A 16,529-nucleotide genomic window follows, 5' to 3' on the forward strand; every position below is an offset into this window, starting at 1 on the left:
ATTACCACAATCATCTACTACAATGATTTCTATATCTTTAAAAGTTTGGTTAATACAACTTTCTAATGCTCTAGCTATATATTTTTCTACATTATAAGTTGGTAATATGATAGAAATTTGACTCATGTTAACTCTTTATTTTTTGATATAATTATAGCTTTTATTTTTAAGGAAAATCATGAATATTTTTATCAACCTTCCTACTTGGCTTGGCGATGCGGTGATGGCTAGTGCGGCTATTTATGCTATAAAAGAAAAATACCCCCAAGCCAAATTTACTTTTTATGGTTCTTTTGTGAGCGCAGAGCTTTTTAAACGTTTTGAAAATGCTCAAGTCTTAGTAGAAAATAAAAAGCAAAGATATAAGCAAATTTTAAATGCTAGAAAAAACCTTGGTAAATTTGATTTAGCTTTTTCGTTTCGCTCGGCATTTTCAAGCAAGATTATTTTAAATTTAATTAAAGCAAAAAAAAGGTTTTATTTTGATAAAAATATTCTAAAAGAAGAACACCAAGTCTTAAAATACTTAAATTTCATAGAAAAAGCCTTAAATTTTAAAGCTACTTCAAATGCTTTAGAACTCCCTATAAAAGCAAAATCAACTCAAAAAATTTTAGGTATAAACCCGGGTGCGCATTTTGGAAGTGCGAAAAGATGGGAAGCGAGCTATTTTGCAAGAGTAGCAAAAGAATTTAGCTCCACTCATCAAATTTTAATCTTTGGAGTAGAAAGTGAGAGAGTAATATGTAATGAAATTGAACATTTTCTTCTAAAAGAAGGTATAAAGGCAAAAAATCTTTGTGGCAAAACTAGCATTTATACTTTATGTAAAAATATTTCTATGCTTGATTTACTCATCACAAACGATAGTGGTCCTATGCATATAGGTGCAGCTTATGGGGTGAAAACGGTGGCTGTTTTTGGCTCGACTAAATTTAGTCAAACATCACCTTGGCAAGAAAATGCTAAAATAGCACATTTAAATTTAGCTTGTATGCCTTGTATGCAAAAGGTTTGCCCTTTAAAACACCACAAATGTATGAAAGATTTAAAGCCTGAAGTGGTAATAAATTTAGTAAAAAATTTTTCAGGAGTATAAATGGTTTTTAGTTCTTATGAATTTATATTTATATTTTTACCTATAGTTTTAATTATATTTTATATGCTTAAAAAATTTAATTATATTCAAAGCGCAAAATTATTTTTAGTCTTAGCAAGTTTATTTTTTTATGCTTTTTGGAAGGTTGAATATGTTTTGATTTTATTGCTTTCTATGGGTGTGAATTTTTATCTTGCAAATTTAATTTTACTTAATAGAAAAAAAGTAAAATTGTTATTTTGTAGTGGTGTGTTTTTTAATTTAGCTTTACTTGCTTTTTTTAAGATACACTGATTTTCTTTTAGAAAATTTTAATGTATTTTTTCAAATAGTCCAACTAGATTTTAATATTCCTTTGCCGCATATATTACTACCTTTAGCTATATCTTTTTTTACTTTTCAACAAATTGCTTTTTTAGTAGATTGTTATAAAAGAACAAATATAGAAGGTTTAAAAAGTGAAAATACATATAAAATAAATATTTTAGATTATGCTTTGTTTGTAACATTTTTTCCTCAGCTTATAGCAGGTCCAATAGTGCATCATAAAGAAATGATGCCTCAATTTAAAAGTATGCTTTGGAGTAATTCTATTCTTATTAATTGGGAAAATATAGCCAAAGGATTATTTATATTTTCTATGGGTTTATTTAAGAAAGTATATATTGCTGATTCTTTTGCTAAGTGGGCAAATGCTGGATTTGCTATAGTAGAAAATGATGGAGTTTTAAATATTGTAACAGCTTGGTTTGTATCGCTTTCTTATACTTTTCAACTTTATTTTGATTTTAGTGGATATTGTGATATGGCTATAGGTATAGCTTTATTTTTTAGCATAAAACTTCCTATTAATTTTAATTCTCCTTATAAAGCATTAAATATAAGTGATTTTTGGAGAAGATGGCATATAACATTAGGTAAATTTTTAAAAGATTATTTATATATACCTTTGGGTGGTAATAGGGTTTCTAAGATTATAAATTTAAGAAATCTTTTTATAGTGGCTTTTGTAAGTGGAGTATGGCATGGAGCTGGATGGGGTTTTGTGATATGGGGAGTGTTGCATGGACTAGCTATGGTACTTCATAGAATATATTCATTTATAACCCCAAATGCTAAATTTAAAGAAAATATTATTTATAAAATATTTGCATGGTTTGTAACTTTTAATTTTATTAATCTTGCGTGGATATTTTTTAGAAGCGAAAATCTTCAAGGCGCTATAAATCTTTTAAAAGCTATCTTTGGTATAACTTGGGTGGAATTACCTATAAAATGGCATAGAACTAGAGAAACTTTCTCTGCTATAAATGGAAATAATGAAACATTTTTTTATACTTTAGTTGCTTTTGTGTTGTGTTTGTATGTAAAAAATAGTATTTATTACGTGGATAATTTTAAAACAAATTATAAATTTGTGTTTTTAACAGCTTTTGCTTTGTATATTAGCTTGATAACATTATTTTCAGTTCCTTATGTGGAATTTATATATTTTAATTTTTAAGGATTACAATGTCTTATAAAAAATTTGTATTTTTATCTATTTTGATACCTTTACCCATTATTTTTGCTTTAGGAATTTTGCTTTATGTTTATGATCCTTTAAGACTTTATCATAAGCCTTGGTTTAGAAATGATACTTACTATTATGGAAAATTATTACAAAATAAAAGCTTTATAGACAATAATGATTTTAATTCCATTGTAATAGGAAATTCTTATTTAGAAAATATATCACCAAAGCAGGCTAATAAAAAATTAAATACAGAAGGGAATGTATGGACAAATTTATCATCAGGTGGAAGTTCTCATAATCAACGATATAGCATAATAAAATATGCCATAAAAAAGAAAAATATAAAAAATATAATTACATTATTTGATGGCATAAATTCTTCAACATTAGATATAAATTATAATCATAGCATCTTATACGATAATAATCCATTCAATGATTTTCAAATTTATATAAATAAAAAATTTATAATTTGTGCTTTATTATTTTCTAAAAGTCAAAAATGTGTAGGAAATACCAAAGATGAGCTATATGGTGGTTGGATACATGATAAAAAGGCTAAGAGATTATTTGGTGGAATTGAAAATTGGTTAAAATATTTTGAAGGTAACGCAGAAATAGCAATAAAAACTATAATAAAAAAATCACAAGAAAAAGAAACAAATAAAACAGTATCTGATATATCTGATAAATATTTTTATAAAAAATATATAAATAAATTTATATTTTCATATGCAAAAGAATATAAAAATATAAATTTTTATATAATAATACCTACATATTCGAGATTGCATTATAAATTAAATTATAAAAATAATTATTTTTATGACTGGAAAAAAATGATAATTTATCTTGTTGATGAAAGCCAAAAATATTCAAATGTTAAAATTTATGGATTTGATGATTTAGATTATGCTGATGATATAGCAAATTATAAAGATTTAACTCATTATAATATAGATATGAATGAAATACAACTTGATGCTATTAAAAACCAAACAAATATTTTAACGCCTGCAAATATAGATGAGTATTTTAAAATTATGGAAGAAAAAATCAAAAATTATGATTTAAATCCTTTGATTGAGCAAATAAAAGCAAGTGGTATTTTAGATAAATAGTGCTAAGAAAAGCTTTTTTGCATGAAAACCTCTTGCAAAAGCTTGATAAATGTGTTAAACTTAACAATCATTTTTAATCAAGGAGCTTTTTATGACTAAAGCAGATTTTATTTCTCAAGTTGCTCAAACTGCTGGGCTAACTAAAAAAGATGCAACTGCAGCTACTGATGCAGTAATCGCTACTATTACTGATGTATTAGCTAAAGGTGATAGCATTAGCTTTATCGGTTTTGGTACATTTTCTGTAGCTGAAAGAGCTGCTAGAGAAGCTAGAGTACCAAGCACTGGTGCTACTATCAAAGTACCTGCTACTAAAGTTGCTAAATTTAAAGTAGGTAAAAACCTTAAAGACGCAGTTGCTGCTGCTAAAACTGCTAAAAAAGCTAAAAAATAATTCTTTGCGCAAAAGTTTCCAACTTTTGCGTTTTTCTCCATAATTAAGTATTAATTTTCTTTTGATATTGTTTTAAAAAATTACAAGGAAAACAATGTCAGTTTATAATAATATCTTAGATTGTATAGGCAATACCCCGATTATTTCTTTAAAAGAATTTGCTCCAAATCTTTATGCTAAATGTGAGTATTTTAACCCAAGTCATTCTATAAAAGATAGAGCGGCCGTCGAGATGATAAAACAAGCTTTAAATGAAGGTAAAATCAATCAAGAAGCAACCATTATAGAAGCCACAAGTGGAAATACCGGCATAGCTTTAGCAATGATTTGTGCAAGCTTAAAGCTTAAACTTATCATCGCTATGCCTGAGTCTATGAGTATTGAGCGTAGAAAAATGATGAGTTTTTTTGGTGCAAAGCTAGAGCTTACTCAAGCAAGCAAAGGCATGCAAGGAGCGCTTGATAGAGCTAATGAGCTTTTAAGTGAAATTCCAAATTCATTTATGGTAAGTCAATTTGAAAATATCAACAACAAAAACGCACATAGAAAAAATACTGCCTTAGAAATTTTAAAAGTTTTGCCTGATCTTGATATTTTTTTAGCAGGTTTTGGTACAGGCGGGACTATTAGCGGGGTAGGAGAAATTTTAAAAGAACACAATCCTAATGTTAAAATCATAGCCTTAGAACCTGCATCTTCGCCACTTTTGAGCCAAAATACCGCTGCAAGCCATAAAATCCAAGGTATAGGTGCAAATTTTATCCCTAAAATTTTAAATCAAAAAATCATAGATGAGATAGTTTGTGTAAGTAATGAAGATGCTATAAATACAGCCTTAGAGCTTGGTAAAAATGGCATAATGGCAGGAATTTCAAGTGGTGCAAATGTATATATGGCTAGAAAAATTGCTTTAGAAAACCCTGATAAAAAAATCTTAACTATGCTAAATGATACAGCCGAGCGATATTTGTCAACTGATCTATTTGCAAATTTATAATTAGGGGTGTGTATGAGTCAAAATAATGAGCATTTTGATTTAGATCTTGAAAGGGCGATTTTAAGTTCTTGTATATATAGTGAGGATTCTTTTTTTAGCATTTCTTCAGATATTGAGATTAATGATTTTTCACTCAAAGCTCATCAAGATATTTATAAAGCGATTTTAGCTTGTGTGAATGCAGGCGAGCCTATAAGTGCAAGTTTTATAAGAAAACATAAAAAAATAGATGAGCAAATTTTAGCTGAAGTTTTAGCCACTACTTCCATAGCAGATGTGAGCAAATACGCATATGAATTAAGAGAAAAATCCATCAGACGCCAACTTTTAAATTTTGCTTATACTATACCTACAAGGGTTAATGAAGATAAAAGCATTTCTCAAATTTCAGATGAAATAGGCAAAGAGATTTTTAATCTTACCAACCGTGTAAATAGTAATAGTATTAAAGATATGACTATGGTTATGTCTGAACTTATGGATGAGTTTAAAAAGCAAAAAGAAGCTGAAAATAAAGATATTTTGGGACTTGATACAGGTTTTAGCGAGCTTAATAAAATGACAAAAGGCTTTAAACCCGGCGATCTTGTAATTATCGCTGCACGCCCAGGTATGGGAAAAACTACAATTTGTTTAAATTTTATAGAAAAAACACTAAGACAAAATAAAGGCGTTGTAATGTTTTCACTAGAAATGCCTGCTACACAAATCATGCAAAGATTAATCAGTGCAAAAACTTCCATTCCTTTGCAAAAAATTCTAATCGCAGATTTAAACGATGATGAGTGGAGTAGGGTGGGTGATGCTTGTAATGAATATGCACAAAAAAATCTTTATATTTATGATAGCGGTTATGCTAGTATAGCTGATATTCGTTCGATTTTACGCAAAATTAAAGCTCAAGATGAGAGTATCGAGCTTTGCGTGGTAGATTATATCGGTCTTATGATGAGTAATTCAGCTTTTAATGATAGGCATTTGCAAGTGAGTGAAATTTCAAGAGGTTTAAAGCTTTTAGCAAGAGAATTAAATATGCCAGTAGTGGCACTTTCGCAATTAAATCGTTCATTAGAAAGTAGAGCAAACAAGCGTCCTATGCTTAGTGATTTAAGAGAAAGTGGTGCTATAGAACAAGATGCAGATACGATTTTATTTGTATATAGAGATGAAGTTTATAGAGAGCAAGAAGAAAAAGAAAGAGAAAATAAAGCCAAAAATGAAGGCAAGACTTATGAGAGAAAATTTATGCCAAATCCTGTGCAAGAAAAGGCTGAGCTTATTATAGGTAAAAATAGAAATGGCCCTGTAGGGCATGTGGATTTGCTTTTTTTGAAAGAAAAATCGTGCTTTATCGAAGCTCCAAAAGAAGATTTTGTGGTTACAAACTTTGAAGGTTAATTCAAAGGGTAACCATAATTTCTATGCATAAAAAGTTCTAAATCTTTAAAATCGATTTTTCCCATCAGCTCTTTTACGAGCTGTTTGTATACTATTTTTCCATCTTTAATTACAAAAGCTGCTCTTGCTAGCAATCCTGCAAATATACTATCATTTATTAATACCCCATAGTTTATGCCAAAATCTTTAAAGGCAAAATCACTTGCGGTTATAATATTATCAATCCCTTCAGTAGCACAAAAACGATCCATAGCAAAAGGTAAATCCATGCTAACAATAATAACTTCAATATTTTTCATAGAAGCTAGTCTTTTATTGGTTTCTTTGGCTTGTTTTGAGCATACTGGTGTATCTAAGCTGGGTAGAGTTAATAAAATTTGAGTTTTTCCAGGTGGTGCTATTTCTACTGGGGCAAGATTTTTGGTTCTTAGAACTACCCTTGGAGCATTATCTCCAACTTCTAGTTCAATTCCTGCAAGTTCTATAATTTGACCTTTATATGTAATGCTTGACATAATTTCCCTTTTTTATAATAAAATCATTTTTGCTAAAAGTAAGAAGCTAAAAAATCCCAAACCATCAGTAATCGCAGTAATCACTACACTTGATCCTACCGCAGGATCGATTTTAAATTTTTTCAAAGTTAGAGGTACAAAAGAACCTACAAAACCGGCTAAGGCTAGATTAATTAGCATTGATAAGGCTATAACAAGTCCCAAAAGAGCTGTTTTAAACCATATAAAGGCTATAATGCTCATAATACTAGCAAATATAAGCCCATTTAATAAAGAAATTCCACTCTCTCTTAATATAACTTTTTTAGCATCTTTAAATTCTACTTCATTGAGTGAGAGTTTTCTAACTGTTACTGCTAAAGCTTGTGAGCCTGTATTGCCTCCCATGGAAGCCACAATAGGCATAAGTACTGCTAGGGCTACAAGTTGTTCTATTTCACCTGAAAAAAGACTGATGATATTAGCTGAGATTAATGAAGTAGTAAGATTAATCATAAGCCAAAAAGCTCTAGCTTTAGCCGCTTTAAAAGCACTTTCTTCCTCAACATCTGCATCAACTCCGGCTAAGTTATAAATTTGTTCTGTTGCATTTTCTTGGATTAAATCATGGATATCATCATAGGTAATTCTACCTAAAAGCACTCCATCATCATTTACAACCGCTAAAACACTCAAATCATAATCTTCTACTATATCAATAGCCTTTTGTATATCCTCATGATCTTTTATGCTATAACATTTATATTTTTCGCTATTATTTTTAATAATATCTGCAAAACTTAGTTTAAAATCCCAAAGCAAAAGATCGCTTAGGTTGATAGCATTGCAAAGCTTTCCTTGATTATCTATGATATAAACTTGAAAAATTTGATCTACTTGTCCTGAGTGTTTTAAAATTCTATATCTTTTAATAGCTTTTTCTATACTCTCATCAATAGAAGCTGTGAAAATTTCTGTTTGCATATAAGCACCAGCAGTATTTTCATCATAATTTTTAAGGCGTAAAATTTCTTCTTTATCTTCGGAACTTAAGCGGTTTAAAATGGCTAAAGTTTTTTGTGGATTTAGCTCTTCAAAACGCTTAATTAAGTCTGTTGCATCATCACTTTCAAGCTCTTCTACTGCTTTTGCAATCTTTATAATGCTTAAGTGTTCTAAAATATCTTCTAAGATATGTTCAGGCGTTATAGTGGCTACATTTGCAAGTGTGTAAGTATCAAAAGATTTAAGAGTTTGCAAATAAAGCTCTTCGTTATATCTTTTGATAGTCTTTAAGGCTTCATTGGTTTCATAGGTGCTTTGATCTTTGGAAATATTTTTTAAAAGTTCTTGTGCTTCTAAAAAATCATTCATCATCTCAAAGCTCCATAGAATTTTCTATATTTTGTTCTTTTGGTGGATTTTTATAGTTTTCATCAATGCTTTGCAGGCGGTTTTCATACTCTTTTGCCATTTTTAAAAATTCTTCTTTGTTTTTACCGCTTAGGCTTGATTTTGGAATTTTCACTATGGTTTCAGGATTAATTGCTTTGTTATTTAGATAAAGTCCAAAATGCAAATGTGGCCCAGTACTCATACCAGTAGAGCCTACATAGGCAATTACTTGTCCTTGCTTAACTTTTTGGCCACGTTTGATTTTTGCAAAGCGGCTAAGGTGAGCATATAAAGTCATATAGCCTGATACATGTTTTACTTGAACAACTTTACCATAACCACCTTTTGTCCCAACAAAGCTAATCGTTCCATCTCCTGCGCTCTTAACTGGAGTACCCGTTGGAGCTGCATAGTCAATACCTAAATGCGCTCTATAGCGTTTTAAGATAGGATGATATCTTGCCCTAGTAAAGCGATCTGAAATTCTTGTGTATTTAACAGGTTTGGTTAAAAAGAAATTTTCAAGTTCTTTTCCTTGAGCATTATAATAAGAATCTTTATATAAAAATACAGAATATTCTTTGCCTCTAATGTTAGCTAAAGCTGCTTGGATATTAATATCGCCAAAAAGTCTTCCTAGTCTTCTTTTTTGCTCATAAATTAATACTACGCTATCGCCTTTTCTGACATTTTTAAAGTTAACACTATTTTTAAAAGCTCTCACCATAGCTCTTGCTAAGGTTACACTGCCACTTTCATCATAAACATCTTGATAAGCTGAGTTGTTAATAGCTACGCGAATAGTTCGTTTTTCTTTAGTGTAAGAAATAGGAGTAAAACTCAATACGAATTTATTTTCTATATTTTTGTAAATATGAATTTGTAAATCATCGCTAATTGGGATTAAAACTTGCTCAAGTTCACCTTGTTCATCTTTTAGCATTTGGTATTTAACACCACTTGTGATTTCTGCACTTAGTTCTTTATCTTCTCCATCAAGATTATAATATAAATTAAGCGGTATAGAATGATCTTGTAAAAAATCAAGTAAAGTTTTGCCATTTTCCCAAGAAAGTTCTTCAACACTTGAAATAGCAAAAAGTTTTATGGATATAAGTAAAGATATGAAAATTTTTTTCATGATAATCTAAAGCCTTCTAAAATTTAAACATAAATTTGTATTTTACTTAATTTTTCTTACAATTTTGTAAGGAAAAAACAATATAATTTATTTTTACACTTTTTAAGGAGTATAAATTGTCAAGAATTATCTTAATGCTTTGCTGTTTTTTAGCATTTTTACAAGCTAAAAATTTTGATTTAATACAAACAAAACTTGAAAAAGTAGATGATATTTATGGTTATATAAAAGATGATCCTAGAATTTTATTGCACTCAAGTGGTATAGTTGTGCATGAAATTGATACACAAAAATCTATCATTGCAAGAGCTAGTGTAATAGGGCGTGAAAATGGCTTGGTTAAATTACAATTTAAAGTTTTTGATATGCTAGCTCAAGATGCTATGCCTTTGCCAAATGTATTGCCACAAGTAGGGGATAAAATAGTTTTAAATTATTTATACGATAGAGCTTTGATTGTAGCTCCTGATAAAAGTGTGTATGATTTTATAGCTCAAAAATTAAATGGAATTTATTTTTTACATCCTGATTTATTTGGTGCGCATATGATACAAGAATACCGCCAAACTCCAAGAAGATCAGATTTTAGATCTTTTTGTTCAAAAAATGCTGTAGGGCTTTTAGTAGTAGCTTTAGAAAATAAAGCTGAGATAGTTGATTGTCAAGATTTTGGCAAGATAGAAGAATTTGCCATACCGCAAGCTCAAAGTTTGCAAATTCCATTTTATTCAAGAATTACAGGTTATAAAAGTGATATTTTTAGCTTAAATGATGAGGCTATTGGAAATTATTATGTATATTATGAAAAATTAATTAGCTTAACTAGAGAAAAATAATGCAAGAAATTCATCAAAAATTCTTTCAAGATCTTTTAGGGGTTGAAAATGCGCATTTTGATCCTATCCATAAAAGAGCGTATAGTTATGATGCCACTAAAAAGCATTACTTACCCGATGGAGTGCTTTTCCCAAGAGATGAAAATGATATTAGTCAAATTCTAAAATATTGTAATGAAAATAAAATCATCATCATTCCTAGGGGCTCAGGCAGTGGATTTACCGGTGGAAGCTTGGCTGTTAATGGTGGAGTGGTGTTAAGCTTTGAAAAGCATATGAATAAGATTTTAGAAATTGATCTTGAAAATTTAGTCGCAGTGGTACAGCCTGGTGTGATAAATATGGCTTTACAAGAAAAAGTAAAAGAATATGGCTTATTTTATCCACCTGATCCTGCTAGTATGGAGTATTCTTCTTTAGGGGGCAATGTAAGCGAAAATGCAGGGGGTATGAGGGCTGCTAAGTATGGTATAACTAAAGATTATGTAATGGCCTTAAGAGCAGTTTTACCTAATGGAGAAATTATTAGAGCAGGCAAAAAAACCATAAAAGATGTAGCGGGTTATAATTTAGCTGGAATTTTAATAGCAAGTGAGGGATCTTTGGCTGTGCTTAGCGAGATTACTTTAAAACTAGTAGCTTTGCCAAAGTTTAAAAAGACAGCTATGGGGATTTTTAATAGCATTGATGAAGCGATGAATGCAGTTTATAAAACTTTAGCTAAAGGTGTAACTCCTGTATCTATGGAATTTTTAGATCAACTAAGCATACAAGCACTAGAGCAAAAATTTCAAAAAGGCTTGCCTATGGATGCGGGTGCGATTTTAATCGCTGATGTAGATGGTAATGTAGAAGAGGCTTTGGAGGCAGATTTAAAAATCTTGCAAGAAAGTTTTTATGAATCTGGCGTAAGAGAGTTTAAAATAGCAAAAGATGAGCAAGAAGCAGCTGATATTTGGTTTGCTAGAAGAAATTGTTCTCAAAGCATAGCAATGTATGGAAATTTAAAGCTCAATGAAGATATTACAGTGCCACGTTCAAAACTACCTGAGCTTTTAAAAGGCATAGCTGAAATTTCTAAAAAATATGGTTTTAAAATCCCTTGTTTTGGTCATACTGGCGATGGGAATGTGCATACTAATGTAATGGTAAGTGACAAAAATAATCCTGAATTAGTTAAAAAAGGTTATGAAGCTGTGGAAGAGGTGTTTAAGCTTACAGTTTCTTTAGGTGGGACTTTAAGTGGAGAGCATGGCATAGGCATTTCAAAAGCTCCTTTTATGAAGCTTGCTTTTAGTGAAGCTGAAATGGACTTAATGAGAAATATCAAAAAAGCATTTGATCCAAATAATATACTCAATCCTTTCAAAATGGGACTTTGATGAGTTTTAAAAACTTTTTTAAAATTCTTTTAGCTTTAAGAGATAAAGAAATTTTAAATTATGCTGCGGCTTTGAGTTTTTATACTATCTTATCTTTAATACCACTTTTGTTTTTATGTTTTTGGGTTTTTACCCAAATTCCAAGTTTTGAAATTTATCAAGAAAGAATTAAAAATTTAATTTTTACTTTTTTAATCCCAACTCAACAAGAATTAATCATACAATATATCAATACCTTTTTAAAAAACAGCGTAAATTTAGGACTTATAGGGCTTTTGGCTATGGCCTTGACTTCTTTGGCTTTTTTTTCAGGTTATGATTATGTGATTAATAAGCTTTTAGAGGAAGATTCTAAAAGTCTTTGGCATAGTATAAGTTCTTATTGGACTTTAGCAACTTTAACTCCGCTTGGACTTGGTGTGAGTTTTTACATTTCAGGTTTTATACAAAAAACCTTAGATGATTTTAATATTGCTTTAAATTTTTTTGAGATTTTACCCTATGTGATTATATGGGCTTTATTTTTTGTCTCTTATTCAAGTTCAGTAAGCAAAAAAGGCGATTTAAAAACCTTACTTATTAGTTCTTTTGGTGCTTCTGTAATTTGGTATATTTCCAAGATGATTTTTGTGTATTATGCTGTATATAATAAAACTTATTTAAATGTATATGGTTCTTTTTCTGTAATATTATTTTTCTTTTTGTGGATTTACATTTCTTGGATTATTTATCTTTTGGGCTTAAAGGCTTATCTGCTTTTAAATCAAGAAAATAAAGGGAATAAACCCAAGAGAAACTACAAAAAGAGCTAAGTATTTATTAAATATAGCGATTAAAGATAAAATTAAATAAATATAATAAAACACAAAAGGTATTGATAGATTAATCGCATGCATTTTAAACTCAAAAAAATGCATTAAATATAAATCTAATAAATTTCCATAAGAGAAAATATGCAAGATTAAAATCAAAGGATAAAATATTATAAAGACTAAACTTAAAGGTATGGCTAAAAATTGCTGAAAGCTAAGTAGAGGAAAAAAGTATAAGACAGGGATAATCATTGCTAAAAAAGTCCAGATATTTAGCAAAAAAACATGAATAAAATTTGAAAATTGATCTTTAAAATGATGAAAATATAAATAAATATAAAAAACTCCTAAAATAGAAAATAAAAATCCAACACTAAAAAGAAGTTTTGGAAAAATGCTAATGCAAAAGACTATACTTAAAAATAAAAATTTAAAACTGAGTATTTTAATATTTTTACTAAATAAATAAAAAGCAAAAAAACTCATCAGTAAAGCTCTTGTATAAGAAGGGCTAAAATCTATTAAAAATATATAAAAAACTAAAAGCAAGAAAGCAAAAATACTAATATCAAGCTTTAAACTTCTATAAGGAAAATATCGTTTATGAAAAAAAGCATATAAAGGAGCAAAAATCAAAAAGCAAAAACTAAATAACAAGCCCAAATGATATCCACTAATAGCAATTAAATGTGCGATATTGTAAAAATTTACATCATTTCTAAGCTCACTTGATACATTTTTGGCAAAAAATAAAGCCCCATAAAATTCTTTGATTTTTTCATTTTGATGTTGATTTAGAAAATACTTTATTAAGGAGTTTTCTTTTTGTGTTTTAGTTTTGTTAAAATCATAACTTGGTGCATAAAAACTTTTACTAAGATAATCTTTGAAGTTAATATTTTTAGTAATTATTCTAAGATTTATTACATCATTTTTGCTTAAATTTAGATCTTTAAAGCTAGTGGTGTAAAAAATAAAATCAGAATTTTTGAGTTTTAAAACTTGATATTTTTTACCTTTTTTATTAGTTTTTTCATAATAAGACAAAACAATGTTATCTTTAAGTAATAAATGCTTAGTAAGTTTAAAATTTTGATATTTTTTATACTCATAGATGAGATTTAAACTAAAAATTGCTAAAAAACACAATAATAAAATAAAAAATTCTCTATAAGTTTCTTTTATAGAGAATTTTAAACTCATTTTTTCTTAGAAAAGCGTGATAAATATAACCATATAATAAAAATTAAAGTGATTATAAAAGCAGGGGCTATGTAAGGATAGTTGGTAAATACTTCAAAAGCCTCTTTTAGAGTATTTCCAAAAATAAAACCAGCATAACCTAAAACAACAGCCCAAATCAAACTCGCTAAGGTATTGATGATAAAAAATCTTACAAAGCTAAATTTACAAAGACCTGCTGCTATAGGAATGATAGTTTTTACTCCATAGATAAATTTTTGCACTACTAAAAGTAAATCACCATATTTTTTGATTTTCATCATAGCAAGAGCGATTTTTCTTCTATGATTTTTAAAATAAGGCATTATGTCTTTTTTATAGTATTTTCCTAAGATAAATAATAAAGTTGAGCCTATGGTATTAGCCAAAAAGGCTAAAAATATACACAAATGCAAATCAAGTTTAGTTGAACTTGCACAAAGTACCCCTGCAGCAAGTATAGCAACCATACCTCCACCAAAAGAATAAAAAAATAAAATCAAATAGCCATAAGTGCTTAGATTATCTATCATTTCTTGCATGAAAAACCTTATCTTGCAAAATCAATAGCTCTAAGCTCTCTGATGACATTGACTTTTATTTCACCAGGGTATTGAACTTTTTCTTGAATTTCTTCAGCTATTTCTTTAGCTAAAAGTACAGATTCATCATCATTGACTAATTTTGCATTAACAATAACTCTAATTTCCCTACCAGCATTAATAGCATAAGCTTTTTTAACCCCTTCTTTGCTCTTTGCTATATCTTCAAGTTCGCTTACTCTTTTTAAGAAGGCTTCTAAAACTTCACGTCTTGCACCAGGGCGCGCAGCGCTTAGTGTATCTGCTGTACAAACTGCAGCTGATTCTATGCTAATAGCTTCTTCATGTCCATGGTGAGCATAAATTGCATTAATCACCACAGGATGTTCTTTATATCTTTTGCAAAGCTCAGCTCCTAAATCCACATGAGAGCCTTCAAATTCATGTGTTAAAGCCTTGCCTATATCGTGTAAAATCCCAGCTCTTCTTGCTAATTTTTCATCCCCGCCACACTCAGCTGCTATGATTCCAGCTAAATGTGCCACTTCTAAAGAATGTGCTAGAGCATTTTGGCCATAACTTGCTCTATATCTTAATTTTCCTATTAATTTAACAATTTCAGGATGTATATTATTAAGTCCTAAATCCATTACTATAGTTTGACCTTCTTCTAAGATATTATCTTCAAATTCTTTGCAAACTTTTTCATGAATTTCTTCTATTTTTGCAGGTTGTATTCTGCCATCTTCAACTAAAAGTTCAATCACTTTTGTAGCAATGGCGCGTCTATATAGATTAAAACAACTTACTATAATCGCTCCAGGTGTATCATCAATGATGATATCAACACCCAAAACCATTTCTAAGGTTTTAACATTTCTTCCTTCTTTACCTATAATACGACCTTTTAACTCATCATTTTTGATATTTACTACATTGATTAGCCTTTCGGCAGCAAATTCCCCTGCAAATCTTGAAGTAGCTTGCGCTAAGATAAAATTAGCTTTTCTTTTGGCTTCATTTCTAGCCTCTTCTTCGTATTTTCTAACAATATGAGCAATCTCAGCTCTTGAGTTTTCTTCTACTTTTTGTAAAACTATATTTTTTGCTTCTTCTTGTGTAAGACCAGCTGAATGTTCAAGAATTTTTAATACTTCACTAAGCTTTGTTTCATAATTTTGTTTTAAATTTTCATTTTCCTCATGTAAAGCTTTTATAGCTTGCTGTTCTTTTGCTAGCTTGTTTTTATTTTCCTCGTGAAGTTTTTCTTGATAATGAAGATTTTGTTCTTTTTTATTAAGCTCTTCTAGCTTAATAGAATGTTCTTTTTGAAGTTTTTGAATTTTTTCATCAAATTTTTTCTTTGCCGCAAATTCAGCTTCAGCAACCGAATTTTTAGCATCTTTAAGTGTTAGTTCAGCTTCATATTCAATGGCTTTTGCTTTTGCTTTTGCTTGCTCTAAAAAGATATTGAAATTTGCATCATTAATCTTTTTGGCGACTATATACCCAATCCCTCCGCCTATAAAAACGGCTATTAATGCGACTAATATTTCTATCATTGTTTTTAACTTTCCTAAAATATTTTTTATAAGGGTTTATATAAAAATTTCCTTTTATATCATGATCTTGGCTAAAAAATTGATCAGATTTTGCATCGATCATTTGCGTAAAAATAACCAAAGGTTTTTTATAAGAAATGCTTTCAAAAAACCTATCGTAAAAACCTTGACCATGACCGATTCTTCCTAACTTTGCATCTACGCCTATTACAGGGATAATCGCAATATCAATGCGAGTTTGCAAAAAAGAATCTTTTGGCTCATACACCCCAAAGCTCTTTTTTTCAAGAGCTAATCTTAATTTTACTACCTTTAAACTTTTATCTTGCATAAATGGGACGAAAATTTGATATTTTTTTGTTAGAAAATGCCTGAATTTATAAAGATTAATTTCATATTTTAAAGGGATATATATAAGGATATTTCTACAATTTTTGCATAAATTTAGAATTTTCTTTATTTCTTGAAAAACCAAAAAATCCCTTTTGTATTGATACTTTAATTTTAAATGCATTTTGGATTTTTGTTTTATTCTAAAATTGTTTTTTATCAAGGCTTTCCTTAAAGTTTTTAACTTTTTATGTTATACTTTTAAGCTTAAAAAATCATAAGGATAAGA

The 16,529-nt window shown here is 29.3% G+C and carries 16 protein-coding genes and 1 pseudogene; 9 read left to right on the forward strand and 8 right to left on the reverse strand.

Annotated elements, in window-relative coordinates; translation table 11 throughout:
- Nucleotides 1–126 (reverse strand): glycosyltransferase family 2 protein (locus CAMP5082_RS07130; RefSeq protein ID WP_337206336.1); only part of this gene is annotated, 126 nt, incomplete at its 3' end.
- Between the two features lie 52 nt (nucleotides 127–178).
- On the opposite strand from CAMP5082_RS07130, the gene waaF reads away from it, so the two are divergent.
- The 6 genes and pseudogenes from waaF (at nucleotide 179) to CAMP5082_RS07160 (ending at nucleotide 6,525) form a co-directional block, all read left to right on the forward strand.
- Entirely contained in the window at nucleotides 179–1,099 is a 921-nt protein-coding gene (gene waaF, locus CAMP5082_RS07135; RefSeq protein WP_337206325.1) for a lipopolysaccharide heptosyltransferase II, read from the forward strand.
- Nucleotides 1,100–2,603: pseudogene (locus CAMP5082_RS07140) on the forward strand (MBOAT family O-acyltransferase).
- 8 nt (nucleotides 2,604–2,611) lie between these two features.
- Complete coding sequence (locus tag CAMP5082_RS07145; RefSeq protein WP_337206326.1) at nucleotides 2,612–3,736, forward strand: hypothetical protein; 1,125 nt, start codon at nucleotides 2,612–2,614, stop codon at nucleotides 3,734–3,736.
- A gap of 91 nt (nucleotides 3,737–3,827) precedes the next feature.
- Nucleotides 3,828–4,130, forward strand: a complete 303-nt coding sequence (locus CAMP5082_RS07150; RefSeq protein ID WP_039619003.1) for an HU family DNA-binding protein — start codon at nucleotides 3,828–3,830, stop codon at nucleotides 4,128–4,130.
- 94 nt (nucleotides 4,131–4,224) lie between these two features.
- Nucleotides 4,225–5,127: a cysteine synthase A gene (cysK, locus tag CAMP5082_RS07155; RefSeq protein ID WP_337206327.1), complete on the forward strand. Its 903-nt coding sequence runs from the start codon at nucleotides 4,225–4,227 to the stop codon at nucleotides 5,125–5,127.
- A gap of 12 nt (nucleotides 5,128–5,139) precedes the next feature.
- Nucleotides 5,140–6,525, forward strand: a complete 1,386-nt coding sequence (locus tag CAMP5082_RS07160; protein ID WP_039618998.1) for a replicative DNA helicase — start codon at nucleotides 5,140–5,142, stop codon at nucleotides 6,523–6,525.
- Here the strand turns inward: CAMP5082_RS07160 and tpx are convergent.
- From tpx to CAMP5082_RS07175, 3 genes are read right to left on the reverse strand one after another with little or no spacing between them, the layout of a single operon-like run.
- Entirely contained in the window at nucleotides 6,522–7,040 is a 519-nt protein-coding gene (gene tpx / locus CAMP5082_RS07165) for a thiol peroxidase (protein ID WP_263663449.1), read from the reverse strand. The genes CAMP5082_RS07160 and tpx overlap by 4 nt on opposite strands.
- A 12-nt stretch (nucleotides 7,041–7,052) precedes the next feature.
- Entirely contained in the window at nucleotides 7,053–8,396 is a 1,344-nt protein-coding gene (gene mgtE / locus CAMP5082_RS07170; protein WP_337206328.1) for a magnesium transporter, read from the reverse strand.
- Between the two features lies 1 nt (nucleotide 8,397).
- Complete coding sequence (locus CAMP5082_RS07175) at nucleotides 8,398–9,555, reverse strand: peptidoglycan DD-metalloendopeptidase family protein (protein WP_087685403.1); 1,158 nt, start codon at nucleotides 9,553–9,555, stop codon at nucleotides 8,398–8,400.
- Nucleotides 9,556–9,680: 125 nt separating this feature from the next.
- Between CAMP5082_RS07175 and CAMP5082_RS07180 the strand changes: the two genes are divergently transcribed.
- Genes CAMP5082_RS07180 through CAMP5082_RS07190 form a run of 3 tightly spaced genes read left to right on the forward strand, consistent with a single transcriptional unit; the run spans nucleotide 9,681 to nucleotide 12,585 of the window.
- Nucleotides 9,681–10,391: a plasminogen-binding N-terminal domain-containing protein gene (locus CAMP5082_RS07180; RefSeq protein ID WP_373274567.1), complete on the forward strand. Its 711-nt coding sequence runs from the start codon at nucleotides 9,681–9,683 to the stop codon at nucleotides 10,389–10,391.
- Nucleotides 10,391–11,773: an FAD-linked oxidase C-terminal domain-containing protein gene (locus CAMP5082_RS07185; RefSeq protein ID WP_337206329.1), complete on the forward strand. Its 1,383-nt coding sequence runs from the start codon at nucleotides 10,391–10,393 to the stop codon at nucleotides 11,771–11,773. The genes CAMP5082_RS07180 and CAMP5082_RS07185 overlap by 1 nt, the downstream gene beginning before the upstream one ends.
- Nucleotides 11,773–12,585, forward strand: a complete 813-nt coding sequence (locus CAMP5082_RS07190; protein WP_337206330.1) for a YihY/virulence factor BrkB family protein — start codon at nucleotides 11,773–11,775, stop codon at nucleotides 12,583–12,585. The genes CAMP5082_RS07185 and CAMP5082_RS07190 overlap by 1 nt, the downstream gene beginning before the upstream one ends.
- Here CAMP5082_RS07190 and CAMP5082_RS07195 read toward each other — a convergent pair.
- From CAMP5082_RS07195 to CAMP5082_RS07210, 4 genes are read right to left on the reverse strand one after another with little or no spacing between them, the layout of a single operon-like run.
- Nucleotides 12,532–13,788, reverse strand: a complete 1,257-nt coding sequence (locus CAMP5082_RS07195) for a ComEC/Rec2 family competence protein (RefSeq protein WP_337206331.1) — start codon at nucleotides 13,786–13,788, stop codon at nucleotides 12,532–12,534. The genes CAMP5082_RS07190 and CAMP5082_RS07195 overlap by 54 nt on opposite strands.
- The gene (locus tag CAMP5082_RS07200) at nucleotides 13,785–14,348 is read right to left on the reverse strand and encodes a DedA family protein (RefSeq protein ID WP_087699278.1); all 564 of its coding nucleotides are present in this window, start codon (nucleotides 14,346–14,348) and stop codon (nucleotides 13,785–13,787) included. Before CAMP5082_RS07200 ends, CAMP5082_RS07195 begins: the two co-directional genes overlap by 4 nt.
- A gap of 8 nt (nucleotides 14,349–14,356) precedes the next feature.
- Nucleotides 14,357–15,910 carry a ribonuclease Y gene (gene rny, locus CAMP5082_RS07205; protein ID WP_039628788.1) on the reverse strand — a complete coding sequence of 518 codons (1,554 nt, stop codon included), beginning with the start codon at nucleotides 15,908–15,910 and terminating at the stop codon, nucleotides 14,357–14,359.
- On the reverse strand, nucleotides 15,834–16,463 hold the full coding sequence (locus CAMP5082_RS07210) for a 5-formyltetrahydrofolate cyclo-ligase (RefSeq protein ID WP_263692177.1): 630 nt from the start codon (nucleotides 16,461–16,463) through the stop codon (nucleotides 15,834–15,836). Before CAMP5082_RS07210 ends, rny begins: the two co-directional genes overlap by 77 nt.
- Nucleotides 16,464–16,529 lie beyond the last annotated feature (66 nt).

The sequence above is a fragment of the Campylobacter sp. LMG 17559 genome (assembly GCF_024723605.1).
Classification (GTDB): domain Bacteria; phylum Campylobacterota; class Campylobacteria; order Campylobacterales; family Campylobacteraceae; genus Campylobacter_D.

Excerpts from the sequence above, each read along its gene's own strand:
- waaF (WP_337206325.1), top strand. The coding sequence starts at position 179 with ATGAATATTTTTATCAACCTTCCTACTTGGCTTGGCGATGCGGTGATG.
- CAMP5082_RS07145 (WP_337206326.1), top strand. The coding sequence starts at position 2,612 with ATGTCTTATAAAAAATTTGTATTTTTATCTATTTTGATACCTTTACCC.
- CAMP5082_RS07150 (WP_039619003.1), top strand. The coding sequence starts at position 3,828 with ATGACTAAAGCAGATTTTATTTCTCAAGTTGCTCAAACTGCTGGGCTA.
- cysK (WP_337206327.1), top strand. The coding sequence starts at position 4,225 with ATGTCAGTTTATAATAATATCTTAGATTGTATAGGCAATACCCCGATT.
- CAMP5082_RS07160 (WP_039618998.1), top strand. The coding sequence starts at position 5,140 with ATGAGTCAAAATAATGAGCATTTTGATTTAGATCTTGAAAGGGCGATT.
- tpx (WP_263663449.1), bottom strand. The coding sequence starts at position 7,040 with ATGTCAAGCATTACATATAAAGGTCAAATTATAGAACTTGCAGGAATT.
- mgtE (WP_337206328.1), bottom strand. The coding sequence starts at position 8,396 with ATGATGAATGATTTTTTAGAAGCACAAGAACTTTTAAAAAATATTTCC.
- CAMP5082_RS07175 (WP_087685403.1), bottom strand. The coding sequence starts at position 9,555 with ATGAAAAAAATTTTCATATCTTTACTTATATCCATAAAACTTTTTGCT.
- CAMP5082_RS07185 (WP_337206329.1), top strand. The coding sequence starts at position 10,391 with ATGCAAGAAATTCATCAAAAATTCTTTCAAGATCTTTTAGGGGTTGAA.
- CAMP5082_RS07190 (WP_337206330.1), top strand. The coding sequence starts at position 11,773 with ATGAGTTTTAAAAACTTTTTTAAAATTCTTTTAGCTTTAAGAGATAAA.
- CAMP5082_RS07195 (WP_337206331.1), bottom strand. The coding sequence starts at position 13,788 with ATGAGTTTAAAATTCTCTATAAAAGAAACTTATAGAGAATTTTTTATT.
- CAMP5082_RS07200 (WP_087699278.1), bottom strand. The coding sequence starts at position 14,348 with ATGCAAGAAATGATAGATAATCTAAGCACTTATGGCTATTTGATTTTA.
- rny (WP_039628788.1), bottom strand. The coding sequence starts at position 15,910 with ATGATAGAAATATTAGTCGCATTAATAGCCGTTTTTATAGGCGGAGGG.